This window comes from Aureimonas altamirensis (assembly GCF_023702225.1).
In the GTDB taxonomy this organism is placed as follows: Bacteria; Pseudomonadota; Alphaproteobacteria; order Rhizobiales; family Rhizobiaceae; genus Aureimonas; species Aureimonas altamirensis_B.
The window spans coordinates 1-23,508 of the sequence record NZ_JAMQCO010000011.1 but is presented as its reverse complement, the minus strand read 5'-3'; the positions used below and the strand labels follow the sequence as shown (position 1 = coordinate 23,508).

24 protein-coding genes, 1 tRNA gene and 1 pseudogene are annotated in these 23,508 nt (G+C 64.8%); 14 read left to right on the top strand and 12 right to left on the bottom strand.

Features of this window, described 5'->3' with window-relative positions; genetic code table 11:
• Positions 1 to 9: 9 nt before the first annotated feature.
• On the bottom strand, positions 10 to 1,089 hold the full coding sequence (locus NDN16_RS17255) for a hypothetical protein (protein ID WP_251114700.1): 1,080 nt from the start codon (positions 1,087 to 1,089) through the stop codon (positions 10 to 12).
• A 120-nt stretch (positions 1,090 to 1,209) separates the two neighbouring features.
• Here NDN16_RS17255 and NDN16_RS17250 point away from each other — a divergent pair, with 120 nt between their 5' ends.
• Positions 1,210 to 1,482: a helix-turn-helix domain-containing protein gene (locus NDN16_RS17250; protein WP_251114699.1), complete on the top strand. Its 273-nt coding sequence runs from the start codon at positions 1,210 to 1,212 to the stop codon at positions 1,480 to 1,482.
• Positions 1,483 to 1,519: 37 nt separating this feature from the next.
• Here NDN16_RS17250 and NDN16_RS17245 read toward each other — a convergent pair whose 3' ends face one another.
• From NDN16_RS17245 to NDN16_RS17235, 3 genes are all read right to left on the bottom strand, one after another.
• Positions 1,520 to 1,921, bottom strand: coding sequence for a DUF3768 domain-containing protein (locus NDN16_RS17245; protein ID WP_251114698.1), 402 nt, complete (start codon positions 1,919 to 1,921; stop codon positions 1,520 to 1,522).
• Entirely contained in the window at positions 1,918 to 4,158 is a 2,241-nt protein-coding gene (locus tag NDN16_RS17240; RefSeq protein WP_353050228.1) for a DUF6538 domain-containing protein, read from the bottom strand. The genes NDN16_RS17245 and NDN16_RS17240 overlap by 4 nt, the downstream gene beginning before the upstream one ends.
• A 97-nt stretch (positions 4,159 to 4,255) precedes the next feature.
• Positions 4,256 to 4,340 (bottom strand) — tRNA-Leu (locus NDN16_RS17235).
• A gap of 198 nt (positions 4,341 to 4,538) precedes the next feature.
• On the opposite strand from NDN16_RS17235, the gene NDN16_RS17230 reads away from it, so the two are divergent.
• Entirely contained in the window at positions 4,539 to 5,546 is a 1,008-nt protein-coding gene (locus NDN16_RS17230; RefSeq protein ID WP_251114696.1) for a complex I NDUFA9 subunit family protein, read from the top strand.
• Positions 5,547 to 5,591: 45 nt separating this feature from the next.
• On the opposite strand, the gene NDN16_RS17225 is transcribed toward NDN16_RS17230, so the two are convergent.
• The gene (locus tag NDN16_RS17225; protein WP_251114695.1) at positions 5,592 to 6,398 is read right to left on the bottom strand and encodes an undecaprenyl-diphosphate phosphatase; all 807 of its coding nucleotides are present in this window, start codon (positions 6,396 to 6,398) and stop codon (positions 5,592 to 5,594) included.
• A gap of 182 nt (positions 6,399 to 6,580) precedes the next feature.
• On the opposite strand from NDN16_RS17225, the gene NDN16_RS17220 reads away from it, so the two are divergent.
• From NDN16_RS17220 to NDN16_RS17200, 5 genes are all read left to right on the top strand, one after another.
• The gene (locus tag NDN16_RS17220; protein ID WP_251114694.1) at positions 6,581 to 7,273 is read left to right on the top strand and encodes a glutathione S-transferase family protein; all 693 of its coding nucleotides are present in this window, start codon (positions 6,581 to 6,583) and stop codon (positions 7,271 to 7,273) included.
• 28 nt (positions 7,274 to 7,301) lie between these two features.
• Complete coding sequence (gene queG, locus NDN16_RS17215) at positions 7,302 to 8,471, top strand: tRNA epoxyqueuosine(34) reductase QueG (RefSeq protein WP_251114693.1); 1,170 nt, start codon at positions 7,302 to 7,304, stop codon at positions 8,469 to 8,471.
• Positions 8,446 to 8,826 (top strand): hypothetical protein, encoded by a 381-nt coding sequence (locus NDN16_RS17210; protein ID WP_251114692.1) that lies wholly within the window; start codon positions 8,446 to 8,448, stop codon positions 8,824 to 8,826. The genes queG and NDN16_RS17210 overlap by 26 nt, the downstream gene beginning before the upstream one ends.
• A gap of 23 nt (positions 8,827 to 8,849) precedes the next feature.
• A complete protein-coding gene (locus NDN16_RS17205; RefSeq protein WP_435301121.1) occupies positions 8,850 to 9,749 on the top strand; it encodes an SDR family oxidoreductase in 900 nt (299 codons plus the stop codon).
• Positions 9,750 to 9,951: 202 nt separating this feature from the next.
• Entirely contained in the window at positions 9,952 to 10,290 is a 339-nt protein-coding gene (locus NDN16_RS17200) for a septal ring lytic transglycosylase RlpA family protein (RefSeq protein ID WP_251114784.1), read from the top strand.
• A 126-nt stretch (positions 10,291 to 10,416) separates the two neighbouring features.
• Here NDN16_RS17200 and NDN16_RS17195 read toward each other — a convergent pair whose 3' ends face one another.
• Positions 10,417 to 11,217, bottom strand: coding sequence for a response regulator transcription factor (locus tag NDN16_RS17195; RefSeq protein WP_251114690.1), 801 nt, complete (start codon positions 11,215 to 11,217; stop codon positions 10,417 to 10,419).
• Between the two features lie 539 nt (positions 11,218 to 11,756).
• Positions 11,757 to 12,329 (bottom strand): DNA-3-methyladenine glycosylase, encoded by a 573-nt coding sequence (locus NDN16_RS17190; RefSeq protein ID WP_251114689.1) that lies wholly within the window; start codon positions 12,327 to 12,329, stop codon positions 11,757 to 11,759.
• Positions 12,330 to 12,394: 65 nt separating this feature from the next.
• On the opposite strand from NDN16_RS17190, the gene aroQ reads away from it, so the two are divergent.
• Positions 12,395 to 12,838, top strand: a complete 444-nt coding sequence (gene aroQ / locus NDN16_RS17185) for a type II 3-dehydroquinate dehydratase (protein WP_251114688.1) — start codon at positions 12,395 to 12,397, stop codon at positions 12,836 to 12,838.
• Here aroQ and NDN16_RS17180 read toward each other — a convergent pair.
• Positions 12,821 to 13,693 carry an alpha/beta hydrolase gene (locus NDN16_RS17180; RefSeq protein ID WP_251114687.1) on the bottom strand — a complete coding sequence of 291 codons (873 nt, stop codon included), beginning with the start codon at positions 13,691 to 13,693 and terminating at the stop codon, positions 12,821 to 12,823. The two genes, aroQ and NDN16_RS17180, sit on opposite strands and share 18 nt — an antisense overlap.
• A gap of 120 nt (positions 13,694 to 13,813) precedes the next feature.
• Here NDN16_RS17180 and NDN16_RS17175 point away from each other — a divergent pair, with 120 nt between their 5' ends.
• The 6 genes from NDN16_RS17175 to NDN16_RS17150 all read left to right on the top strand — a co-directional run bounded on the left by NDN16_RS17175 (position 13,814) and on the right by NDN16_RS17150 (position 20,105).
• Positions 13,814 to 14,632: a universal stress protein gene (locus NDN16_RS17175; protein ID WP_251114686.1), complete on the top strand. Its 819-nt coding sequence runs from the start codon at positions 13,814 to 13,816 to the stop codon at positions 14,630 to 14,632.
• 97 nt (positions 14,633 to 14,729) lie between these two features.
• A complete protein-coding gene (locus NDN16_RS17170) occupies positions 14,730 to 16,325 on the top strand; it encodes an ABC transporter substrate-binding protein (RefSeq protein ID WP_251114685.1) in 1,596 nt (531 codons plus the stop codon).
• A gap of 147 nt (positions 16,326 to 16,472) precedes the next feature.
• A complete protein-coding gene (locus tag NDN16_RS17165; RefSeq protein ID WP_251114684.1) occupies positions 16,473 to 17,480 on the top strand; it encodes an ABC transporter permease subunit in 1,008 nt (335 codons plus the stop codon).
• 13 nt (positions 17,481 to 17,493) lie between these two features.
• Positions 17,494 to 18,435, top strand: a complete 942-nt coding sequence (locus NDN16_RS17160) for an ABC transporter permease subunit (protein WP_251114683.1) — start codon at positions 17,494 to 17,496, stop codon at positions 18,433 to 18,435.
• Positions 18,436 to 18,438: 3 nt separating this feature from the next.
• Positions 18,439 to 19,278: an ABC transporter ATP-binding protein gene (locus tag NDN16_RS17155; protein WP_251114682.1), complete on the top strand. Its 840-nt coding sequence runs from the start codon at positions 18,439 to 18,441 to the stop codon at positions 19,276 to 19,278.
• The gene (locus NDN16_RS17150; RefSeq protein WP_251114681.1) at positions 19,275 to 20,105 is read left to right on the top strand and encodes an ABC transporter ATP-binding protein; all 831 of its coding nucleotides are present in this window, start codon (positions 19,275 to 19,277) and stop codon (positions 20,103 to 20,105) included. Before NDN16_RS17155 ends, NDN16_RS17150 begins: the two co-directional genes overlap by 4 nt.
• A 34-nt stretch (positions 20,106 to 20,139) precedes the next feature.
• On the opposite strand, the gene NDN16_RS17145 is transcribed toward NDN16_RS17150, so the two are convergent.
• The 4 genes and pseudogenes from NDN16_RS17145 to NDN16_RS17130 form a co-directional block, all read right to left on the bottom strand.
• Positions 20,140 to 21,558: an FAD-binding oxidoreductase gene (locus NDN16_RS17145; protein ID WP_251114680.1), complete on the bottom strand. Its 1,419-nt coding sequence runs from the start codon at positions 21,556 to 21,558 to the stop codon at positions 20,140 to 20,142.
• 21 nt (positions 21,559 to 21,579) lie between these two features.
• The gene (locus NDN16_RS17140; protein WP_251114679.1) at positions 21,580 to 22,569 is read right to left on the bottom strand and encodes a Bug family tripartite tricarboxylate transporter substrate binding protein; all 990 of its coding nucleotides are present in this window, start codon (positions 22,567 to 22,569) and stop codon (positions 21,580 to 21,582) included.
• 144 nt (positions 22,570 to 22,713) lie between these two features.
• Positions 22,714 to 23,409, bottom strand: a complete 696-nt coding sequence (locus NDN16_RS17135) for an alpha/beta fold hydrolase (protein ID WP_251114678.1) — start codon at positions 23,407 to 23,409, stop codon at positions 22,714 to 22,716.
• Positions 23,406 to 23,508: pseudogene (locus NDN16_RS17130) on the bottom strand (electron transfer flavoprotein subunit alpha/FixB family protein); the annotation flags it as partial. The gene NDN16_RS17135 and the pseudogene NDN16_RS17130, both read right to left, overlap by 4 nt.

Sequence of the window (23,508 nt, the reverse complement as noted above, 5' to 3'; positions counted from 1 at the left end):
GAAGGGGGCCTACTGCGTGCGAATGCAGAAGGGGCTTTGCTGATTGGTCGGGCGATCATCGGCCTCGATGTCGAAGAAGGTGATGGCGTCCTGGGCGAGGTTGACGAGCATGAAGCGGGCGCGATTGCCCATGACCATGCCGGTCATCTGTCGGCCGATGCCTTGGAATGCCTGATAGGCTTCCAGCTGCTGCGGGCTGAGGCCAAGGACCGGGGGTGCCGAGCCGACCGAACCTTGCAGGGCCGAGATAACCGCTTTTGCCTCATAGGCGACAAGCGACAGGCTTCCGTCCGGCGAATTGCGTCGGCTGGCGGCCGGCACTGATGTGCCGTTTATCGTCGCGCTCCCGTCCTTGGTCACCGACACCGTCAGCTCGTTCATCTGATCCCTGCCGGATATGTCGGGAATGCCCATCATCGCCGAACTGCCGACCTCGCAAACGAACTGCGCGGCAATTGGAACGGTCGCAGACATCCTATCAATGGCAGCGTCGAGGCCGCTCGTGATCGATGTAGATGGTGCGATGCCACGTTGTGCGCGTATCTCTGCCTCCAGTGCATCGACGTCGCCATGAGGCTCGCCCTGCGTGCCGAAGCACTGCCAAAGCTCCGTCAGAGCCGCCAAGGTCCGGTTGAGTTCGAACCGAGCGACGAAGTCGCGGCCAAGAACCTCGACACGGTCCGTCAACACCATCAGGTCGTCCAAAGGCTCGGCATCGGCCGCTTGCCGAAACAGAACGACCGACTCGTCGAACGAGCGAATGCCGGAGATCGGTGCAGCCTTACCGTCCAGACGAAGGTCCATGGCAGCACGGTTCGCGCCCGATAGGTCCTTCGACAAGGTCAGCAAGCCGAACTGCAGCTTCTCTTCGTCATTCACGAAGGCGATGAGCGAGTCCTTGTCTGGCGAGTTTGTCATCAAGAGGCACGACCCCGGTCCAAGTCCCTCGTAGGGGATCAGCCGCCAACTGCCGATGCGCATCTCGTCGCTGATCTGCGCCCGCGCGCCGAACGGTATCAGCAGTGCCAAGGCAAGACCTGTGGCGATTGTCGCTTGCCAAGGCCGGGAACACCGTAGGGCGGCGTGCATGCGTGAAAGCAATCTCATGATGGATGACTGAGGTCCGGGCTGTGAGCGACGTGGTTTGTCGCAATAGGGGATTGTCAGTCTGTCAATTTTCAAGCCCGCAATGTCGTCTCTCTCGGTGTCATGAGCACCCGAGATTCGATCAGCTACAACATTCGCGTCCTGCGCGTCGCCAAAGGGATGTCGCAGGAACGCCTCGCCTTGGCGGCCGACATCGATCGCTCCTACATCGGCCGTATCGAACGGGCGAAGGAGAACCTGACCATCGCCGCGCTCGAGGCCATCGCCAAGGCGCTTGAGGTTTCCGTTGCCGATCTCGTCAAGCAACCGCTGGAGGGGGCACCGCCGCCGCCGTCCTTGCGCGCTGGCCGCAAGCCCAAAACCGAAAGTCGCTGACGCAGCCCGACTTCGTACATGTTGGGAAAGGCCCATCTCAGTACTCCTCCGGCCGCATGATGGTCATGACGCGCAGGGTGAGGGCGGGGTCGGCAGGGTCTTCCGAGCCGAGCTGCATGGATGGGTTGAAGTAGTCTATCTTCCAGAAGAACCGCTCGCCCTCGTCCTTTATGGAACCGAGGTCATGCTCGCCAAAGGGGTCTTGCTCTTCGCAGAAGCCATCAAAGGCGCAAATGGCCTCCATCATGCGGCGCAGGCGAACGCTGGAGATCTTGGCGACACTGGCCGTCATGAACACCGCCCCGCCTTGCAGGGTCTGGCGGAACTGATCGTTCAGCGCGGCGATGACTTCATGGCGCTGGGCGGTGGGCAGGCCCGCATCGCTGCGGGCCTCCTCGCTTAAAGATGCTTGAGGTTTGGTCATGGCAGGGGTCCTCATGTGGCCACCGGGGGAAGCAGGGCAATCTGGTGGCGGCGGCGCACCTGCGTCGGCTCTTCCGGCCAGTCCCGCCACTTCAGCGTGTAGGCACCGTCGCCCTTGTCCTGAACGATGACCGCTTCGAACCAGCCCTCCTGATCACCCTCGGTGATGAGGACCACACTGCCGGCCTTCAGCTTCTGCCAGTCGGCCGGACGATCATCGCTGCCGCTGGACGCACCGGCATCACCGGTCGCGCCACCACGGCCCCCTGATCCAGCACCGACCGCCGACGCCTTGGCTGCACCTCTGGCCACTCCCTTGGCTTGATCGGCCGCCTTGCCCTTCGATCCGGGAACCAGCCGCAGCGGTCCGGCCTCTCCCTTCGGCAGCATGCCGGCCAGCTGCTCGTAGACGGCTGCCTTGACGAAGGGCACGAAGGCTTTGCCGCTTGGGAAGATTCGTCCATGCGGCAAGCGGGCAGCGATGGTCTGCAGGGCCTCGGTATCGGCGGTCAGGGATCGCATGCCCATCAGGCTGGCGGCCGACCGAGCGGTGTCCGCCTCGTCATCGTCGAACCATGAGGCATGCGCCTTGCCGCTATCGTCCAATCCAAGAACGATCAAAGCGGGCAGGGTGTCTCCTGCCCCGTTGGCTACTGTCTTACGGACTGCTGCTGTTTCAGCTGGCATTGTGCTCTTGCTCCAGAAACGAAGAAGGGGCCCGAAGGCCCCGATGAGATGCGATTGCGGAAGGATGTGCCGGCGCCGCGCCAGCACCCAAGGCTGGCGGTCGGTGTCGGTTGATGTCGGGCCGTTTCGGCATGACGGTGTCCTTTCGCGATCGCGTTTGCGCAGGCCCAGCCGGTGGCTGCGATCAATTGGCATGGCTGGTCGCACGGCAATCGTACAGACGCCATCAGGTGTCGGCACCAGAAACAGCGGCCCGTCCTTGCTGGACTTTACAAATTCTGGGAAACCCGACTGCGCTAACTGATGGTGCAGTACAATCTCCCTCGCATGATTTGTCTTAACCGTCCCGGCCTCTGGGGTAATTATGATCACCCAGCGATCCATTTCGAAGCGCACGTCTTCTCGACGTAACTGGCCTATCTCACCAACGCGCGCCCCACTGCAGGCGCACAGCCACGGGATCCAACGCTTTGCGGCGGCAGTTTTTGGGTGTTCGCGGGGCCCTGCGCTGTAAGCAGTTGCCGCTGACAGGATTGCCCTTGCCTCCGAGTCCACAAAACCCTTTGGACGCACCTGAGCCCGGCGACCTACCTTGATCGTCAAGCCGGCAGCAGGGTTTGCGGGCAATTTCCGATTCATCACTGCCCACCCAAAGAGCGTCTTTAAGGCGGAAAGGTCGCTATCTTTGACCGTTTTCGGACTGGGAGGCTTGCCTGTGCGTGGTGATGGCGTTGTTAGGCGGTAGTCCTTGAAAGCCACGATATCCTCGGCCGTGATCCGCTGAGCATCGTCATGCTTAAGGAAGGCCGCTAAGCTTTTCACGGTGTTCTGATAGCTTTCGTGCGTGCTGGGCTTTCGACCCGCTGCCTGCGCTTCCCGCCACCATTCACCGAATAGCCCGGTCAATGTCACGGGAGGCGACTTGCCCGCGGCAGTTCGGGATTTCGCGGCCGCCGTTTCCGAATGTCCACCAAGTTCGCCATTCGCCGAACCTGCCGCCATAAAGATATCGCCCGAAGCGTGCCGTCCCTCAGCCAATTCGCTGATCGTCAAACTTGCACGTTGAAACGCAGCGCCCATCGCTTTTGCGAGCTTTAGACGGCTGAAGTCGTCAACGGTGATGCCATGGTGTGCAAGTCCATTGTCAGCTTGCGCGAAGCAAAACTCGCGCATGGCGCGGACGAGGTGGTTATCGACCGACAACGTTCCGTCAGGCTGCCCGCGGTTTGGTAGTGATTGACGCCACAGATAGCGATACAGTCGGGGTGTCCATGCGAACTGCTCACTGGGCTCGTCCAGATGCCACTCGATCCATGTGTCGTGCGCGGTGCGCGCTATAGCGTGCGCTTCACGCTCCGTGAGAGATCGTTGACCATCTTGTAGGTTCGCCCATCGCGCTTCGACCTCGGCCGACACTTGAGCGTACTTCACGCGCGCTAGCTTGGCGTCCTTCGTGCCGAGCGACACGAGTTCCTCTCGCTTGCCAACGGCATCGCGAAGGCTCGCCGGGACAGCCCGCCGAAACCAGAAAACGCCAGTTCTAGGATGCGGCCATGGTTGAGCCATACGCAGGACCATTTGTATCACCCGTTTGTATCACTCGGGCAACTGTAAATCCATGTTTTGGCTTAACTCTTTGGCTTCCCTGAACAATCAGGGGAATTGGTGCCCAGGAAAGGACTCGAACCTTCACGCCTCGCGGCACACGGACCTGAACCGTGCGCGTCTACCAATTCCGCCACCTGGGCACTGGCGGTGTCATTAGAGAGCGGCCGGGCGGCTGTCAACGCCCCGTGAACGCTTCCGATCGAAAAACAATACGGCAATCGGGAAACGCCGCAGCCAAGCCCTTTGCGCGTCGGGGAAATCCCGCTAAATGACCCCAAGGGCCGATGCCGCGCCGCGGCGCGCACGGCCGGCGCCATCGATATCGGAAGGGCTCGCGCATGCGAATCGACAACAACAAGCTCGTCACCGTCTTCGGCGGATCAGGCTTCCTGGGTCGCTATGTCGTGCATGCCCTCGCTTCGCGCGGGCACCGCATCCGCGTAGCCACCCGCCGGCCCGACCTTGCCTACCATCTGCAGACGGCCGGCCGCCTCGGCCAGATCCAGCCCATCCAGGCCAATCTGCGCTATGCATGGTCGGTGCAGCGCGCCGTCGAGGATGCCGACCATGTCGTCAACCTCGTCGGGATTCTCACCGAGGCCGGACGCCAGCGCTACACCGCCATCCAGGCCGAGGGCGCGCGCACGGTGGCCGAGGCCGCTGCGGCGCGCGGTATCGGCATGACGCAGATGTCGGCCATCGGCGCCGACGAGAATTCCGAAAGCCGCTACGCCCGAACCAAGGCGGTGGGCGAGCGCCATGTCTTCGAGGCCGTCCCGAACGCTACCGTTCTGCGCCCGTCCATCGTCTTCGGTGCGGAAGACCAGTTCTTCAACCGCTTCGCGGACATGGCGAGGTTCTCGCCCTTCCTCCCGCTGATCGGCGGCGGCAAGACCATGTTCCAGCCGGTCTACGTCAACGATGTCGCGGAGGCGGTGGCGAAGACGGTCGATGGCGCCGTGCCGGGCGGTCGCATCTACGAGTTGGGCGGGCCCGAAGCCCTGAGCTTCCGCGCGCTGATGGAAGAAATGCTTCTGGTGATCGATCGCAAGCGCCGCTTCCTCGACATTCCGTTCGGCGCGGCCGAGCGGCTGGCCGGCCTGATGAAGTATCTGCCGGGCGCGCCGCTGACCCACGATCAGGTACAGCAGTTGCGACAGGACAATGTCGTGTCCGAGGCGGCGAAGGCGGAGGGACGCACCTTCGAAGCCTTCGGCATCCAGCCGCGGACGCTGGAAGCCGTCCTGCCGACCTATCTTGTGCGTTTCCGCCCGCAGGGCCAGTTCACCAAGGGCAGCCCCACATCGGACCAGACCATCGATCCGGAGATCGCGCCCCGGCCCTGACGGTCCGGGCCGCGCCGGGAGGGCCTTCGGGCGCCTCGCGCGCCCTCAGGCGAAGGCGTAGAGGGCGACCAGCCCGGCGGTTCCGAAGATGATGCGCCACCAGGCGAACGGTGCGAAGCCGTGCCGCGATACGAAGTCCAGCAGGAACTTCACCACGAAGAGCGCCGACAGGAAGGCCGCCACGAAGCCGATGACGATCAGCGTCAGGTCGTCGGTCGACAGGATGTCGCGGTTCTTGATGAGATCGTAGGTGAAGGCGCCGGCCATGGTGGGCATGGCGAGAAAGAACGAGAATTCGGCGGCCGAACGCTTGTCGGTTCCCATCAGCAGGGCGCCGGCGATCGTGGCCCCCGAGCGGGACGTTCCGGGAATCATCGCGAGGCACTGGAAGAAGCCGATGGCCAGGCAGACGGATGGAGGGAACTCCATCGCATCCTTGTAGCGGATCCTGCGCGGCATTCTGTCGATGTAGAGAAGGATGATGCCGCCGACGATCAGCGCGATGCAGATGATGGCGGGAGAATCGAACAGGACGCCCTTGATGAAGCCATGCGCCATGGCGCCTATGATGGCGGCCGGCAGGAAGGCGATGAGGATGCCCAGCACGAAGCGGCGGCTGCGCGCTTCGGTCGGCAGCGTCACGGCGAGATGCCAGAGCTTGCCGAAATAGACCGAGAGGACGGCCAGCACCGCGCCGAGCTGGATCAGCACCTCGAAGCTGTGCCCCGTCGAGCGCCATCCGATGGCCTGCCCGATCAGCAAGAGGTGTGCCGTCGACGAAACAGGTATGAATTCCGTCAGACCCTCGATCAGGCCAAGCAGCGTGGCGTCGAAAATATCGTTGAACTGCAACCGCCGGTCCCCTCTTGTCTATCCAGCCCTGTCATTGCGCACCGCACCAAGCGGATCAAGCCGCCCGTATTGTGACACCAGTTTCAAGCAAGGCGCCCGCGCCTGCACCCTTGCGGACAAATCCTTGATTCGGCTATCTCCGCACATCGCCCGAATGGCTGAAGGTTAAGACAAGACGACTCATGCTCAGGCTCCATCATCACCCCATGTCCGCTGCGTGCAGGTTCCTGCGTCTGGTGATGACGGAATACGGTGAGCGCTTCGAGCTCGTCGACGAACGCCCATGGGAGCGCCGCAAGGAGCTGCTGGCCCTGAACCTCGCCGGCACGGTGCCGGTGCTGGTGGAAGACAACGGGCCGCCCATCGTCGGCGGCATGGTGGCGGCCGAATATCTGGACGAGACGCGCGGCGTTTTCCAGCGTGACAGGCGGCTTCTGGCCGAGAAGCCGTTCGAACGCGCGGAAATCCGGCGTCTGACGGAATGGTTTCTCGGCAAGATGGAAGCCGAAGTGACGCGCTATCTGGTCCGCGAGCGGGTCTTCAAGCGCGAGATGACGGCGGCGGAGGGCGGCGGCGCCCCTGATTCGTCGGCCATGCGCGCGGCCCGCGCCAATCTGAAGAACCACGTCCGATACATCGGATGGCTTTCGGAAAGCCGCAACTGGCTGGCCGGATCTCATTTGTCCTATGCCGACCTGTCGGCCGCCGCCGCCATATCGGTTCTGGATTATCTCGGCGAAGTACGCTGGGAGGACGATCCCGTGGCCAAGGACTGGTACATGCGTATCAAGTCGCGCCCGTCCTTCCGCCCCTTCCTGCAGGAGCGGGTTCGCGGAATTCCCCCGGCGGCCCATTACGGCGAACTCGATTTCTGAACGCAGCGCCAGCCTGTATAAGGCCCGCATGGATGCGCTTTCGCCCCCCGCGGAAGACCGGTTCCGGTCGTTTCTGGAAACAGAGGCCCGCCGCCTCGGCTTCGACGCCGTGGGCGTCGCCTCCGCGCGCACCGATGAAGCCGTCGCGGACCGCTTCGACAATTTCGTGAAGGAGGGGCGATACGGCACGATGGGCTGGATCGCAGAGACGGCGGAGCGCCGCCGCGGCGTGACGTCCATGTGGGCCGAGGCCCGCAGCGTCATCGTGCTCGGCATGAACTACGGCCCGGGCTTCGACCCGCTGGAAGCGCTCCAGAACAAGGGGCAGGGCGTCGTTTCCGTCTATGCGCGCAACCGCGATTATCACGACGTCATCAAGGGCAAGCTGAAGGAGCTGGCCGGCCGCCTGATGGGGCGCATCCGGCAGATGCGGCCCGACGAGGAACATTCGGTCAAGGTCTTCGTCGACACCGCGCCCCTGCTCGAAAAGCCGTTGGGACAGGCGGCGGGGCTCGGATGGCAGGGAAAGCATACCAACCTCGTCAGCCGGGAGCATGGCTCGTGGCTCTTTCTCGGGTCCATCGTCACCACGCTGCCGCTGACGCCGGACAAGGCCGGGTCGGATGCCTGCGGGTCGTGCCGGGCCTGCCAGGATATATGCCCCACGAACGCGTTTCCCGCACCCTACCAACTGGATGCGCGCCGCTGCATCTCCTACCTGACGATCGAGACGAAGGCGCTCGTTCCGCGCGCGCTCCGGCCGGCCATGGGCAACCGCATCTATGGCTGCGACGACTGCCTGGCCGTCTGCCCGTGGAACAAGTTTGCCAGCACCGCGCGCGAGGCGCGGCTGAAGGCGCGCGACGATCTCAATGCGCCGTCGCTGGAAAGCCTGATGCGTCTGGACGAGGCGGGCTTCAGAATTTTTTTCAGTGGATCGCCGGTCAAGCGTATCGGCCGCGACAAGTTCGTGTCCAATTGCCTGATCGCGGCCGGCAATTCCGGGCTCGACGCACTTCTGCCGGAGGTAACGCGCCTTCTTCGCGATGATGCGGCGCTGGTCCGGGCGATGGCGGTATGGGCGTTCGGCCGGCTTTCTCCGGCCGGGGCCTTGGCGGCGCGGGATGCCGCCCTTGTTAAAGAGGATGACGATCTGGTCAGGGGAGAGTGGAATGCGCTGGTCGAAACGAGCCGATGAGTTGAAGGAAGCCGTGGAGGAAAAGGGCGCCGCCGTCGCGCAAGCGGCGCGCAACGCGGCCCATGGCGATTTCGAGCGCGCGCGCGCTGCCCTTCACGATGGCGGCATCGGCCTGCCGGACAGCTTTCGCGAAACACGGCATCTGGGGGCCGGCAGCGTCGGCGCGCTGGCCATCGGCGCCTTTGCCGTCGGCGCGTTTGCCGTCGGGGCCTTCGCGATCGGTCGGCTGTCCGTGGGCAAGGCAAAAATCGGCAAGGCCGAGATCGACCATCTGACGATCGGCACGCTGGAGGTCGAGCATATCGTCCCGCCTCCCTTGTCCAACCTCACGCCCGGCTGGCTGCGCCGTCGATGACGGGTGGTCCGGGCGCGGCGGAAATGGCCGCCAACGATGATTCGCCTTCGCCGCCGCATCGTTTGTTCGTCTTCGGCCACGGCTATTCGGCCGGACGTTTTACGGCGCGGTTGCCGGCAGGCGGCATCGAGGGCGTTACCACACGGACGCCCGGCAAGGCGGCCGGCCTTGCCGCGCATGGGTTGAAGCCGTTCATCTTCGATGGCACGGCGCCGGGGCCCGGTATCGACGCCGCGCTTTTCCGGACCACGCATCTGCTGATGTCCATCGCACCGGATGGCGAGGCGGCGGGCGATGCCGTGCTGCACTGGTATCGCGACGAAATCGCCCATGGAGCGCCGGACCTTTGCTGGATCGCCTATCTGTCGACCGTCGGCGTCTATGGAGACCATGCGGGCGACTGGGTAGACGAGACAACCGCGCCGGCCCCGGTTTCGCTGCGCTCCCGCCAGCGGCTCGCGGCGGAAGAAGGGTGGCGGCGCCTGGCCGACGATATGGGCGTGCCGCTTGCCATCCTGCGGCTGTCGGGTATCTACGGCCCCGGCCGCAATGCCTTCGTCAACCTGAAGGCGGGCAAGGCGCGCCGCCTCGTCAAGCCGGGGCAGGTCTTCAACCGCATCCATGTGGACGACATCGCATCGGCGCTTGGCTTTCTGATGGCCCGTCGCGCGGACGGGATATTCAACGTGACCGACGATGAGCCCGCGCCACCGCAGGATGTCGTCACCCATGCCGCCGAACTGGCGGGCGTGCAAGCTCCGCCGGAACAGGATTTCGAAACCGCCGAGCTCGGCCCCATGGCGCGCAGCTTCTACGGCGAGAACAAGCGCGTCTCCAACAGGAGGCTCCGCGACATGGGTTTTGTCTTCGAATTCCCGACCTATCGCGAGGGGCTGTCGAGCCTGCGCGGCGAGGCGCCCTGACACTTTTAGACCCTTCGTCGAATTTTCGCCTTATCCGTCATGGCTTTAGGGGCCATTGAACGGCGGGGGCCACGAGGGGACGCTCATCATTGCGCGATGATGGTCGATTCTCGGCGCTTGTCCGTATGAAACAGGACAGGACACGAGGATATTGAAGAAGCTGCACCTGGCGGCCATCATTCTGGCTGGAGCGACGTTCGGCATGCCCACAACCGGGGCCTATGCCGCAAACGGAAAGACAACCTGCGGGAGCGCATCCTGGTACGCGCTGAAGTCCCGTACGGCATCGGGCGAGATGATGAACCCCGCCGCCATGACGGCGGCACACAAGACCTTGCCGATCGGCACGAAGGTCAAGGTGACGAACCTCAACAATTCCAGATCCGTGGTCGTGCGGATCAACGATCGGGGCCCCTTCGTACGGGGCCGGTTGATCGACCTTTCAAAAGGCGCGGCACAGAAGCTGGGGTTCATCGGTGCGGGCCATGCGCGTGTGCAGATCGAGCCCGCCGACGGCTCCGGCACACGGGATTGCGCCTGAAGACGATGGGCGGGCGTGTGTCCGCTGGACACATCGCCCGCCAATGGGAAAAGACTTTAACTTATGCTTTTACTGAAATGATGCTTGCGGGCAGGGCGCCGTTGCGGGCGCCACGATCCACGATCCTCAGATGGAGGGACCGGCCGTTTCCGGCAGCAGATCGCGGATCTTGAACGCGACTTCCGTCCGGTTGGTGGCCTTCAGCTTCTTCATGATGTTGCGGACATGGACCTTTACGGTGCTTTCGCGCAGGTTCAGCTCGTAGGCGATGATCTTGTTGGCCTTGCCGCGGCGCAGCGCATCCACCACCGCCATCTGGCGGGCTGTGAACATGCCGTTCAGCGGGCGCTCGGGAGCATGCCCGGATTCCAGCATGGACTGCATGGCGAGGATGCTGGACGCGGGCACGAAGGCGCCGCCGGCCAACGTCAGTTCGATGGCCTCGACCGCGACGCCGATGGTGACGGTGGTGGGGATGAAGCCCTTGGCGCCGCATTCCAGCGCCTTGACGATCTGCGGCATCTCTTCCGTATCGGCGATCACGATGACGGGCACCGGCGCGGCCTCGGCGACGACCCGGCTGACATCGGCGGCGATGCCGAAATCGGTGATCTTGCGGTTGCCGAGATGCAGCAGGATGACCGCCGTCTCCGGATGACGGGCGCGGGCCTGGCGCCAGCCGTCGACATTGGAGAATGTCGCGATCTGCAGGTCGCCGCTCTGGGCGCTGAGGCTGCTGGCGAGGCATTCGCGCTCGAGCTGGCGGCTGTCGATGATGACGACATGCGTGCGCTCGGAGTCATGGTCCGCGTCGTCGTTGCGCGCATTCGCGGCAACGGCGTTCTGGACGGAACGATAATTGTGCTGGTTGGCGAGGATGCCGGCCTGCGGCATGATCCGGCCCGTGCTGTGCACCTTGTCGAGCATGTGAAACCTCCATCAAAAACGGTCGGCCCTTCTACAAAAGGAGACGGTCGGGCCCGGTGATCTTCAATCAGTTGTACGGCGTCTCCAAAACTCGGTCGGACGCCAATGTCTCTGGGAACTAAAAAACAAAAGCTTTGGTAATCTTCCTGAGCAGGCTCATCATCTTCCGACGAAGCGCCCCCTCCGATGTGTGTATGGCTATCGCCTACCAGCGGTTGCGTAATTAACAAATGTTAAATGCACTGCGGAAAACGCGACCGTGCGTTGCGATAAAGACTCACACAGGTGCGGCGTCACCGGTTGCTTAACCAACCGTTTCTTGCAAAACAGCCGTGAAATATACCCCTTAGGTTGAATGACCATTCAGTCGTCCGGCCGCTTTCAACAACTCGGGGTCACCGCTTTCGAAGGCATGGTGCTTCCTTCAGGTGGTCGGGTTACCTCGATATCGGCCAGGCGGGACGAAATCGGCGGAGTCCGCGTCGTTTTGCACGGTCCGTCCGCCGGAAGGGGTGTATCGGCCTACGCCCGCGCCGATGTCATCGCCCCGCGGGACGGCTGAGAAAGGGAGATCCCCGGACGGCGAAGCGCCAGGGTATGTCGACCGCCTTGCTGATGCCGATTCGCGGGCCGCACCAGACGGTGGAAGGCCCGGCCGGCGGCTGCAACTCGAACGGTGGATCGCACAGGTCGCGCCCGTCATGGCCGGCTTCTATCCCCAGGGCCTGCGCAAGTCGGCCGGGGCCGGAGCACAGCAGCGCGGGCGCCGCGGTTCCCCGCCGCTGCGCCATCAACTCCAGTCCCGATAGCGGTTCCAGCGCCCGGATCAGGACCGCGCTTCCCGGACGATGCGCATCGCAGACGAAGTTCAGGCACCAGTGGATGCCGTAGGATCGGTAGACATAGGCATGGGCCGTCTGCCCGAACATCGCGCCGTTGCGACGCGTCCGGCCCCGATGACTGTGCGATGCCGGGTCGTCGCTGTCATAGGCCTCCGTCTCCACGATCCGGCCGCCCACTCCGTCGACGAACAGGCTCCATCCGATCAGCCGCTCCGCGACGCTGGCGGCATCGGCGGCGAAGAAGGCACGAAGGCCGGCCCTGTCGGACATGTTGCGTTTGCTCCGGATGGTCTATGTGCTTGGCCATCATGTGAAGACTTTGGGGGAAGCCATCAATGCCGTTTGCCAGGATCGTCGTCGTCAATGGGCCGAACCTGAACCTGCTCGGGCTCCGCGAGCCCGGCATATATGGTGCGAAGACGCTGGCCGACATCGAGGCCGACCTGCGCGCCCGCGCTGGCGGGCGGGTCGAGCTGCAGTTCCGCCAGTCCAACAGCGAGGGCGAACTGGTGGGCTTCGTGCAGGAAGCCGGCCTCGATGGCGCTGGAATCATCCTGAACGCAGGTGCCTACACGCATACGTCGGTGGCGCTTGCGGATGCCGTCAAGGCCTCGCGGGCGAGGATGGTGGAGGTGCACTTGTCGAATGTCCACGCGCGGGAAAGCTTCCGCCACCATTCCTACCTGTCGCCCGTCGCCATCGGCGTGATCGCCGGATTTGGAGACCGCTCCTATCATCTGGCGCTGGAGGCGCTTCTGTCGCTACCGGACGAGGGTTGATTCGACGGCAAGGCGCACCGCGACCGGCTTGAGGCTTCCATGGGTCTCTTCGGGAAAATCCTCGTAGGACACCGCAAGACGCGGCAGCGTCGACAGATGCTCGGCGACCGCCCGTCCGCCCGGCCCCGCGCGCAACTCTGCCGTCCGACGCGCATCGACGGCGGATTGGCCGGGCCTTTGCCCGCGCCGCCCCGACGTCGTGATCGAAACCATCGTCGGACCCTGCCGGGCCGGGCCCTTCCATGCCAGCGTCCGCTGCCATAGCTCGCCGCCATTCCACCAGATCGACGGATCGGCTGCGGCGAAAGCCGTGAACGGGCCCGCGCCGTCATAAAGCTGATGCAGGCAGAAGGCGCCCCCGAGCGAATGGCCGAACAGCGTCATGCGTGTCGGGTCGATGGGGTAGAGCCGCGCAAGGCGAGGCACGACCGTCTCCCGCAACAACGTCGCATAAGCCTCGCGCCCGCCGGTGCGCGGGACGGGCGATCCGGCGGCCCGCGGGATCGCATCGTCGGGCGCCGCGCTGGTCAGGTCGTAGTAGCGACGCGCGACGATGACGTCCCTGTCGTCCTCCCCATAGCCGAGCCCCGCCACGACGATCGGTCGTTTCAGCTTCTCCGCATGCGCGATTGCCGGTTCGAACGTCGTGTCGCCGTCGAGCAGCAGCAGCAACGGATAGAGGCCGGGCGGGCGCTGCCCCACCGACGCATGGGTGAGGCGGTGAAACGCGCCGTCGACGGGCGAGGTGAAATCCTCGGCTTCAGGGATCATGGAGGACGCCCCATAGGCTGTTCGCCTGCAGGCGAGGCCGGCGGCCGCAGCGATCATGGTCGACAGGACGTCACGTCTGAGCATTCCAGGGCCCCACGTCATGCATGCGATAAACAAGATGAACGCACTCATATTTATATGTGGTGATTTCGCAACCGTAATGTGGCTTCATCGGTAGCCGGAACGGCAGGCGAGGGCGCGCGGATGATCAGGGACATCGTTGTCCACCTGGACGGCACGGACAAGGACGAGCGGCGGCTCCAGCATGCCGAGGCGCTCGGCGCGAGCTTCGACGCGCGGGTCACGGTGCTGTTCACCAACCTGATCGAGATCGGCTACATCGCAGCCGACCCCGTGGGCGCGTCGGTCGAGATCGTCGCCGATGCGATCGAGGAGGCCCGCTCGGCCGGAGACGCGACGGAAGCGCGTCTGCGCAAGCGGTTGGAATCCATGTCCCGCCGGGCCGAGTTCCAGCGTTTCGACGGGACGGACGGCGAACTGCGCGAACATGCGGCCCGCCTTGCACGCATGAGCGATCTTTTCGTGGCGGGACGGCCGCTCGGCGTGGAGGACACGGGATGGCCCAGCCTGTTCCAGTCGGCCCTCTTCTCGGGTGGGCGGGCCGTCTACATGGTCCCGCCCGAGGCGCCGGCGCGACCGGCCAGAACCATCGTCATCGGATGGCGCGACAGCCGCGAAACCACGCGCGCTCTGGCCGAGGCGATGCCTTTCCTTCGCGCCGCCGACAGGGTCGTTCTGGCAGCGGTGGGCCAGAGGGGCGGCGAAGGGGGCGCCGACGAGATCGCCGGCCACCTTGCCCGGCACGGCGTCGACTGCGTCTTCAAGTCGCTGCCCCCCGGCGACAAGGTTTCGGAAACGCTCCTGGCCGAATGCGCCGCCGAGGGGGCGGACCTTCTGGTTATCGGCGCCTACGGCCATTCGCGCTTCTGGGAATGGGTGCTCGGCGGCACCACGCGCAACATCCTCACCGTGTCCGCCGTGCCGGTGCTGCTGGCGCACTGAACGATCGTTCGCAAGGCTCTTGCACAACTATTCAACTTCAGGTGGAATAGCCGTTCGACGGCGCTGATGCGCTGCAACGAATGGAGAGACTCCCTACATGACACGGATGAAGACGCTTCTCGCCGCGACGGCAATGGCGCTCGCTCTGGGTTCCGCCGCGCAGGCCAAGACCCTCGTCTACTGCTCCGAAGGGTCGCCGGAAGGCTTCGATCCCGCGCTTTACACCTCCGGTACGACCTTCGACGCTTCCGGCCATCCGATCTACAACCGCCTGGCCGAGTTCAAGAAGGGCACCACCGAGACCGAGCCGGGCCTGGCGGAAAGCTGGGATGTCTCGGAAGACGGGCTCGAATACACGTTCAAGCTGCGCCCGGGCGTCAAGTTCCACTCCAACGCCAACTTCACGCCGACGCGCGATTTCAACGCCGACGACGTGATCTTCTCGTTCGATCGGCAGGGCAACACCGAAAACCCCTACCACCAGTATGTGGGCGGCGCTTCGTGGGAGTATTACAACTCCATGTCGATGCCCGAATTCGTCAAGTCGATCGAGAAGGTCGACGACATGACGGTCAAGTTCACGCTGACGCAGCCCTACGCCCCCTTCATCGCCAACGTGGCGATGCCCTTCGCCTCGATCATGTCGAAGGAATATGCCGACCAGCTCGCCGAGGCGGGCAACGAGGCGCAGCTCAACCAGGCGCCCATCGGCACCGGACCTTTCCAGTTCGTCGCCTATCAGCCCGACGCGGTCATCCGCTACCAGGCTTTCGCCGATTACTGGAACGGCAAGCAGCCGATCGACGATCTGGTCTTCGCCATCACCACGGACGCCTCGGTGCGCCAGCAGCGCCTGCTGGCCGGCGAATGCCACGTCATGGCCTTCCCCAACCCTTCCGATATCGAAAGCCTGAAGGGCAATGCCGACCTGAACGTGCTCGAGCAGGAGGGGCTGAACGTCGGCTACTTCGCCTACAACACCCAGCAGGCGCCGTTCGACAAGCCGGAAGTGCGCCGCGCGCTGAACAAGGCGATCAACAAGCAGGCGATCATCGACGCCGTCTACCAGGGCGCCGGCGAGGTGGCCAAGAACCCGATTCCGCCCACGATGTGGTCCTACGACGAAGCGACCGTGGACGATCCGTACGATCCGGAAGCGGCCAAGGCCGAGCTGGAAGCGGCGGGCGTTTCCAACCTGTCGATGAAGATCTGGGCCATGCCCGTGTCCCGCCCCTATAACCCGAATGCGCGCCGCATGGCCGAGCTGATCCAGTCCGACCTGTCGGCCGTCGGCGTCAATTCGGAGATCGTCTCCTACGAGTGGGGCGAGTATCTGCAGCGCACCGCCGAGGTAGACCGCGACGGCGCCATCCTGATGGGCTGGACCGGCGACAACGGCGATCCGGACAACTTCCTGGCCGTGCTTCTGGGTTGCGATGCCGTGGGCGGCGCCAACCGCGCTCAATGGTGCAATGAAGAGTTCAATGCCATCGTGCAGGAAGCAAAGACGAAGTCCTCGCAGGAAGAGCGCGCAGCGCTGTACGTCAAGGCGCAGGAAATCTTCAAGCGCGAAGCTCCCTGGGCAACCATCGCTCATTCGGTCGTCTACGTACCGACACGCAGCAATGTGACGAACTTCATCCAGAGCCCGCTGGGCGACATGACCTTTGACGGGGTCGACATTACGGAGTAAAGGGCCGCCACGAACGGTCTTGAAGGGGGGCGATGGCGTATCGCCCCCCTTTGCCATTCCAGGTTATTGTCCATGATGTCGCCCGTGTGGCGCCATGGCGCCGTCCGGACATCTCCACGAAGAGCAACCTTCGCAAGATAGAGCGACATGTTTCGATTTTTTCTTTCGCGCATCGGCGTGCTGATCCCGACTTTCGTCGGCGTCGCCATTGTCGCCTTCTCCTTCATCCGGCTGCTGCCGGGTGATCCGGTCCTGCTGATGGCGGGCGAAAGGGGCATGTCTCCGGAGCGCCACGCACAGCTTTCGGCGCAACTGGGCTTCGACCAGCCGCTGCCGATCCAATTCTGGCATTATCTCGTCGGGCTGTTCCAGGGCGATTTCGGCCAGTCCATCGTCACGCGCCGCCCGGTGCTGGACGAGTTCCTGAGCCTTTTTCCCGCAACGATCGAGCTCGCCACGGTGGCGATCCTCCTGGCGGTGCTGATCGGCGTACCGGCGGGCGTGCTGGCCGCGATCAAGCGCGGTTCCTGGTTCGACCAGACCATCATGGGAACGGCGCTCGTCGGCTATTCCATGCCGATCTTCTGGTGGGGCCTGCTGCTGATCATCCTGTTTTCGGGCACGCTGGGCTGGACGCCGGTCTCGGGCCGAATCTCGCTGCTCTACTTCTTTCCGCCGGTTACCGGCTTCATGCTGATCGACAGCCTGATCTCCGGCCAGGCCGGGGCCTTCAAGTCGGCCGTCAGCCATCTGATCCTGCCGGGGATCGTGCTCGCCACCATTCCGCTGGCCGTCATCGCCCGTCAGACGCGCTCGGCCATGCTGGAGGTGCTGAGCGAGGATTACGTCCGCACGGCGCGCGCCAAGGGGCTGTCTTCGTTCCGCGTCGTCGGCGTGCACGCGCTGCGCAACGCGCTGATCCCCGTTGTCACAACGATCGGCCTGCAGGTGGGTGTCCTGCTTGCCGGCGCCATCTTGACGGAAACGATCTTCTCCTGGCCGGGCATCGGCAAATGGATGGTCGATTCCGTCTTCCGCCGCGATTATCCGGTGGTCCAGGGCGGACTGCTGCTGATCGCCATCGTCATCATGGTCGTGAACCTCGTCGTCGATCTGACCTACGGTCTGATCAACCCGCGGGTTCGGGCGCGCTGAGGAGGATGGAACGATGAGCCATATCCAGGCACAGGAATCCGCCTCGGAAGTCGGCAGCATGGTCCCGACGCCGGCCCCCGAGGGCAGCGTACGCGGGCAGATGCTGCGCGAATTCTGGTACTACTTCTCCGAGAACAAGGGCGCGGTCGTCGGCCTCGTCGTCTTTTCCATCGTGGTGGTCGTGGCGCTGTTCGCGCCCCTCCTGGCCCCGCACAACCCGGCCGCGCAGAACCGCGACGCCCTGCTGCTGCCGCCCGTCTTCATGGAAGGGGGCCGCTGGGCCTACGCGCTGGGGACCGATGCCGTCGGCCGCGACATCCTGTCGCGCCTGATCTACGGCGCGCGCTACTCGCTGTTCATCGGCGTCTTCGTGGTGACGATCTCGGTATCCACCGGCATCGTGATCGGCATGATCGCGGGCTATATGCGCGGCTTCGTCGATACCGTCATCATGCGGTTGATGGACATCATCCTGGCCTTCCCGTCGCTGCTGCTGGCTCTGGTGCTGGTCGCGGTCCTGGGGCCCGGCCTCACCAATGCGATGATTGCCATCGCGCTCGTGCTGCAACCGCATTTCGTGCGGCTCACGCGCGCTTCGGTGATGGCCGAGAAGGAGCGGGAATATGTGACTGCGGCGCGTGTCGCCGGCGCCGGCCCGCTGCGCCTCATGTTCCGCACCATCCTGCCCAACTGCCTCGGTCCGCTGATCGTGCAGGCGACGCTGTCCTTCTCCAATGCCATCCTGGACGCGGCGGCGCTGGGCTTCCTCGGCATGGGTGCGCAACCGCCGACGCCCGAATGGGGCACCATGCTGGCCGAAGCGCAGGAATTCGTGCTGCGTGCGTGGTGGGTGGTCACCTTCCCCGGCCTCGCCATCCTCGTCACCGTCCTTGCCATCAACCTGATCGGCGACGGCCTGCGCGACGCCATCGACCCGAAGATGCGGAAGGGCTGAACCATGAGCCTGCTTGAAGTTCGCAACCTGACCGTCGAGTTCGAGACGGTGCACGGCCCCTTCCGCGCCGTGGACGGGGTGGACCTTTCCGTGGATCGGGGCGAGGTGCTGGCCATCGTCGGCGAATCCGGTTCCGGCAAGTCGGTCGGCATGCTGGCCGTGATGGGCATCCTGCCCAAGACGGCGAAGGTGACCGCCGACGTCATGGCCTTCGACGGGCAGGACTTGCGCAGGCTCGGCGGCGCGCAGCGACGGCAGATCGTGGGGCGCGACATCGCCATGATCTTCCAGGAGCCGGGCGCCAGCCTGAACCCCTGCTTTACCGTGGGAACGCAGATCACCGAGGTGCTGCGCGTCCACATGAAGATGGGCCGCTCGGAGCGTCGCCGGCGTGCGATCGAGCTCATGGAGTCGGTGGGCATCCGCGACGCGGAAGAGCGCCTCGGCAGCTATCCGCACCAGATGTCCGGCGGGCAGGCGCAACGCGTCATGATCGCCATGGCCATCGCCTGCAACCCCAAGCTGCTGATCGCGGACGAGCCGACCACGGCGCTGGACGTGACCATTCAAAAGCAGATCCTGGACCTGTTGATGAACCTCCAGGCCGAGCACGGCATGGGGCTGATCATGATCACGCACGACATGGGCGTCGTGGCCGAAACGGCCGACCGCGTGATCGTGCAGTACAAGGGCCGCAAGATGGAAGAGGCCGACGTGCTGACGCTCTTCGAATCCCCCTCCAACGCCTATACGCGGGCGCTGTTGTCGGCCCTGCCGGAGAATGCGACGGGCGACCGCCTGCCCACCGTGTCCGACTTCATGGCGGCGGAGGCGAGCCGATGAGCGACATCGTCCTCGAAGCGCGCGACATCGTCCGCGATTATCACGTTTCGCGCGGCCTGTTCGGCCGCACGCGCACGGTGCATGCGGTGCGCGGCATCAGCCTTAGCCTGGCCAAGGGCAAGACGCTGGCCGTGGTGGGCGAATCCGGCTCCGGCAAGTCGACGCTGGCACGTATCCTGACCCTGATCGACGCGCCGACCAGCGGAGAGCTGCTCATCGGCGGACAGAAGATGGACATCGCGCGCAGCGGCGTCACGCGTGAGATGCGGCGCCAGGTCCAGATGATCTTCCAGAACCCGTACGGCTCGCTCAACCCGCGCCAGAAGGTCGGAGACGTCCTGTGCGAGCCGCTGCTGCTGAACACGGACACGCCGGCGGCGGAGCGCCGCGACCTGGCGCGGCAGATGCTGGTGAAGGTCGGCCTCCAGCCCGAGCATTACAACCGCTATCCGCACATGTTCTCGGGCGGACAGCGCCAGCGCATCGCCATTGCCCGGGCGCTGATGCTGTCGCCGAAGATCCTGGTGCTGGACGAGCCGGTCTCCGCGCTCGACCTGTCGGTGCAGGCGCAGATCCTGAACCTTCTGTCGGACCTGCAGGACGAGTTCGACCTCACCTACGTCTTCGTCAGCCATGACCTGTCGGTGGTGCGCTACATCGCCGACGAGGTCATGGTGATGTATCTGGGCGAGGTGGTGGAGCACGGCACGCGCGACGCGGTCTTCGCCGCGCCTCAGCACGACTACACGCAGAAGCTCTTTGCCGCGACGCCCCGCGCCGACGTGGAGAGCATCCGCAAGCGCCTCGCCGCCCGCCGCGCGGCATGAGCCGATAGCGGCTGCGGCGTCGCGGCCGATATCGTCAGAAGATCTTGCCGGGGTTCATGCGGCCTTCGGGGTCGAGGCTGTCCTTGATCCGCCGCATGAGGTCCAGTTCCAGCGGGTCCTTGAAGCGCTTGAGGCGATCGACATGCATCAGGCCGATGCCGTGCTCGGCGCTGATGCTGCCGTCCAGCGCCACGCTTTCCTCGTGTACGATGGCGTTGACCCGCCCGGCCTCCGCCTCGAGCGCCGCAGGCCCGTCATAGGCATCGCGCGGCAGCAGCGCGATCACATGGACGTTGCCGTCGCCGATATGGCCGCAATAGCAGACCTCCGCCAACGACACCTCAGTCGCCAGCCGCGCGCCGACACGCTCGATGAAATCGGGAACGCGCGATACCGGCACCGACGTATCGTTGGAGATGGTGAAGCCCTGGAGCTTGTTGGCTTCCGAGATGGAATGGCGGATGCGCCAGATGCGCTCGGCCTTGTCACCATCCGTCGCCAACGCGCCATCGGCCACGATGCCGCGTTCGAAACCCTCCGAGAACAAGGTCTCCAGCGCGGCTCCCGGGTCCCAGTCGGGCGCGCAGTCGGACAGCTCGACCAGCGCGTAGCACGGATGGTCCAGCGCCACCGGGCTTTCGCTCGCCAGCCCGTGCCGCAGCACGATCTCGATCTGGTTTCGGGACAGGATTTCGAAGGCTTCGATCCGCTCTCCGCACCGCTCCTGTGCAAGGCCGAGCGTTTGCAGCGCGTCGTCGTAGCCAGCAAATGAAAGCATCGCCGTCGCCGAGCGCAGCGGAGCGGGATAAAGCTTCAGCGTGGCAGCGGTGACGATGCCGAGCGTGCCTTCCGCCCCGATGAAAAGCTGCTTCAGATCGTAGCCCGCATTGTCCTTGCGCAGGGCGCGCAGGCCGTTCCAGATGCGCCCGTCGGGCAGCACCACCTCCAGCCCCATGACGAGCTGGCGCATGTTGCCGTAGCGCAGGGCCGCCGTACCGCCGGCATTGGTGGAGACGAGGCCGCCGACCTCGCAGCTTCCGGAACTGCCGAGATCCATCGGGAAGTGCCGTCCGGCTTCGGCCAGCCGCTCGCGGAGGTTCTGCAGGATCATGCCCGCCTCCACCGTCACCGAATTGTTGGCGATGTCGAGGCTGCGCAGCCGGTCCATGCGCGACAGGTTGAGGACCACGCAACCCTTTTCGGCAATCGGCACCGCGCCGCCCGTCAGCCCGGTATTGCCGCCTTGCGGCACGATGCCGATGCCATGGCGCGCGGCAAGCGAGACGATGTCCGCAACCTCTTGCGTGCCGGCGGGGCGGATGACGGCGCGCGCGACACCCTTGTAGCGCCCCCGCCAGTCCCGCTCGAAGGGTTCGCGGTCGTCCGCCTCGGTCAGGATGTGGCGGCCGCCGACGATGGCGGCGGCCTCTGCTTCGAAGCCATTGTCGTGCATGCGGCGATGCCCCTTGCTCGGTCAGTTCTGGAGATGCGCCTGTTCGACGACCGGGCCCCATTTGGCCAGCTCCGTATCGACGAGATCGGCCAGCTCTCCGGCCGTGGAGCCGACGGGGATGGCGCTCAGCTCTTCCAGCCGGCGCTGGATCTCGGGGTCTTTCATCACTTCCACCAGAGCCGTGTTCAACTGGTCGACCAGGGGCTGCGGCAATCCGGCGGGCCCGAAAATGGCATTCCACGTATAGGTTTCGTACCCTGGCAGCCCGCTTTCGGCGACGGTGGGAATGTCGGGGAAGGCGGCCGAGCGCTCGGCCGTCGTGACCGCCAGCGGCTTCACGGCATCGCCCTGGATGAAGCTCGCGGCGCCCGTCAGCACGTCGAACAGGACCGGGATCTGGCCGCCGATCAGGTCTGTCATGGCCGGGCCGCCGCCGGCATAGGGCACGTGCACCATCTCGGTCCCGGCCATCTGGTTGAAGAGCTCTCCCGACAGATGCGGCGGCGTGCCGATGCCGGAGCTGCCGTACAGGTAGGCGTCGGGATCGGCCTTGGCGAATTCGATGAGTTCGGCGACGGAGTCGATCTCGGAGTCCTTGGCGACGAGGAGCACGTTGGGAACACGCGCAAGCAGCGAGATCGGGGTGAAGTCCGCCTTGGGATCGTACTGGGCCGGCTTCGTGATCAACGGCGAGATCGCATGGGTGGCGACGGTGCCCATCAGAAGGCGGGTGCCGTCCGGCGCGGCATTGGCAATCTGCGCCGCGCCGAGCGAGCCGCCGGCTCCGCCGACATTTTCGACAAGGACGGTGTGGCCGAGCACGGTCGACAGCTTGCCGGCGACGAGACGGCCGACCACGTCGGTTGCGCCGCCGGCGGCAAAGGGAACGACGATGGTGATCGGCCCGCTCGGCAGCGCATCCTGCGCGAAGGTGGGGGCGCCGAGGGCCGGGACAAGGCAAAGGGCGGCGCACATGCGCAGCAGTCCGCGCCTGTTCAGCAAAGCGTGCATTGATATTCCTCCCATGGCGTGGCTGGCTTTTGCAGTCCTCGATGCCACCTCATCAGCCTGCATCCCGGCAAGGGTGCACGTCCAATAACGGATTTACATAAAAGCTATGGCGACGGGGAATAGCGCCGTGGAGCAGGAGACGCTTTAAGCCCGAAGCCATTCGCGCAGGAGCGTCGTCGTCCGGCCGGGATGCTCCATTGCCGGCAGATGGCCGCAATCCGGGATCGTTACCATCCGGGAGCCGGAAATCTTCGCGTGGATCAATTGCGATTCCGCCGGCGGGGTCATCGCATCCTCAGCGCCGACCGCGATAAGCGTCGGCACGGCGATCGTGGCCAGAACCGGCCGGAAGTCGCGCCGGCCGAGGATGGCCGTCTGCTGGCGCAGGAACGCCTCCTGCCCGACGCGCTCGGCCATCGCCCTGACCGCATCGCCCACCGGCCCGCCGACGAAGGACGGGTGGATGAGCCGGGGCAGCATACGGCTGGTCACTCCGGCAAAACGCCCGACCTTCAGGGAATCGATGCCGGACAGCCGACGCCTGCGCTCCTCCTCCGTGTCGGGCGTTGCGCTGGTATCGAACAGAGCCAGCCGGCTGACGCGCTCCGGCGCCTGGGCCATGATCTCCAGCGCCACGTAACCGCCCATGGACAGCCCGGCCAGTGCGAAGCGCGGTGGCGCCGCGTCCAGCACCCGCCGCGCCATCGCCTCGATGCTGTCGTCCAGCGTCAGATCCGCGATGCGGCACGCGATGTCCGGCGCAAGGGCATCGGCCTGCGCGCGCCACAACTCCGCGTCGCAAAGGAGACCGGGCAGGAGGATGAGCGGTTCGGGCGTCACGCGCCGATCTTCGATTGAAGCTCCGGGACGATCTGGAAGAGGTCGCCGACGAGACCGTAGTCGGCGACCTGGAAGATGGGAGCATCCTCGTCCTTGTTG

Excerpts from the sequence above, each read along its gene's own strand:
- NDN16_RS17180 (WP_251114687.1), bottom strand. The coding sequence starts at position 13,693 with ATGCTCAGACGTGACGTCCTGTCGACCATGATCGCTGCGGCCGCCGGC.
- queG (WP_251114693.1), top strand. The coding sequence starts at position 7,302 with ATGGATGCGCTTTCGCCCCCCGCGGAAGACCGGTTCCGGTCGTTTCTG.
- NDN16_RS17190 (WP_251114689.1), bottom strand. The coding sequence starts at position 12,329 with ATGTCCGACAGGGCCGGCCTTCGTGCCTTCTTCGCCGCCGATGCCGCC.
- NDN16_RS17170 (WP_251114685.1), top strand. The coding sequence starts at position 14,730 with ATGACACGGATGAAGACGCTTCTCGCCGCGACGGCAATGGCGCTCGCT.
- NDN16_RS17250 (WP_251114699.1), top strand. The coding sequence starts at position 1,210 with ATGAGCACCCGAGATTCGATCAGCTACAACATTCGCGTCCTGCGCGTC.
- NDN16_RS17245 (WP_251114698.1), bottom strand. The coding sequence starts at position 1,921 with ATGAGGACCCCTGCCATGACCAAACCTCAAGCATCTTTAAGCGAGGAG.
- NDN16_RS17255 (WP_251114700.1), bottom strand. The coding sequence starts at position 1,089 with ATGCACGCCGCCCTACGGTGTTCCCGGCCTTGGCAAGCGACAATCGCC.
- NDN16_RS17195 (WP_251114690.1), bottom strand. The coding sequence starts at position 11,217 with ATGCTCGACAAGGTGCACAGCACGGGCCGGATCATGCCGCAGGCCGGC.
- NDN16_RS17145 (WP_251114680.1), bottom strand. The coding sequence starts at position 21,558 with ATGCACGACAATGGCTTCGAAGCAGAGGCCGCCGCCATCGTCGGCGGC.
- NDN16_RS17230 (WP_251114696.1), top strand. The coding sequence starts at position 4,539 with ATGCGAATCGACAACAACAAGCTCGTCACCGTCTTCGGCGGATCAGGC.
- NDN16_RS17175 (WP_251114686.1), top strand. The coding sequence starts at position 13,814 with ATGATCAGGGACATCGTTGTCCACCTGGACGGCACGGACAAGGACGAG.
- NDN16_RS17165 (WP_251114684.1), top strand. The coding sequence starts at position 16,473 with ATGTTTCGATTTTTTCTTTCGCGCATCGGCGTGCTGATCCCGACTTTC.
- NDN16_RS17240 (WP_353050228.1), bottom strand. The coding sequence starts at position 4,158 with ATGGCTCAACCATGGCCGCATCCTAGAACTGGCGTTTTCTGGTTTCGG.
- NDN16_RS17210 (WP_251114692.1), top strand. The coding sequence starts at position 8,446 with ATGCGCTGGTCGAAACGAGCCGATGAGTTGAAGGAAGCCGTGGAGGAA.
- NDN16_RS17155 (WP_251114682.1), top strand. The coding sequence starts at position 18,439 with ATGAGCCTGCTTGAAGTTCGCAACCTGACCGTCGAGTTCGAGACGGTG.
- NDN16_RS17205 (WP_435301121.1), top strand. The coding sequence starts at position 8,850 with ATGGCCGCCAACGATGATTCGCCTTCGCCGCCGCATCGTTTGTTCGTC.
- aroQ (WP_251114688.1), top strand. The coding sequence starts at position 12,395 with ATGCCGTTTGCCAGGATCGTCGTCGTCAATGGGCCGAACCTGAACCTG.
- NDN16_RS17160 (WP_251114683.1), top strand. The coding sequence starts at position 17,494 with ATGAGCCATATCCAGGCACAGGAATCCGCCTCGGAAGTCGGCAGCATG.
- NDN16_RS17220 (WP_251114694.1), top strand. The coding sequence starts at position 6,581 with ATGCTCAGGCTCCATCATCACCCCATGTCCGCTGCGTGCAGGTTCCTG.
- NDN16_RS17150 (WP_251114681.1), top strand. The coding sequence starts at position 19,275 with ATGAGCGACATCGTCCTCGAAGCGCGCGACATCGTCCGCGATTATCAC.
- NDN16_RS17200 (WP_251114784.1), top strand. The coding sequence starts at position 9,952 with ATGCCCACAACCGGGGCCTATGCCGCAAACGGAAAGACAACCTGCGGG.
- NDN16_RS17140 (WP_251114679.1), bottom strand. The coding sequence starts at position 22,569 with ATGCACGCTTTGCTGAACAGGCGCGGACTGCTGCGCATGTGCGCCGCC.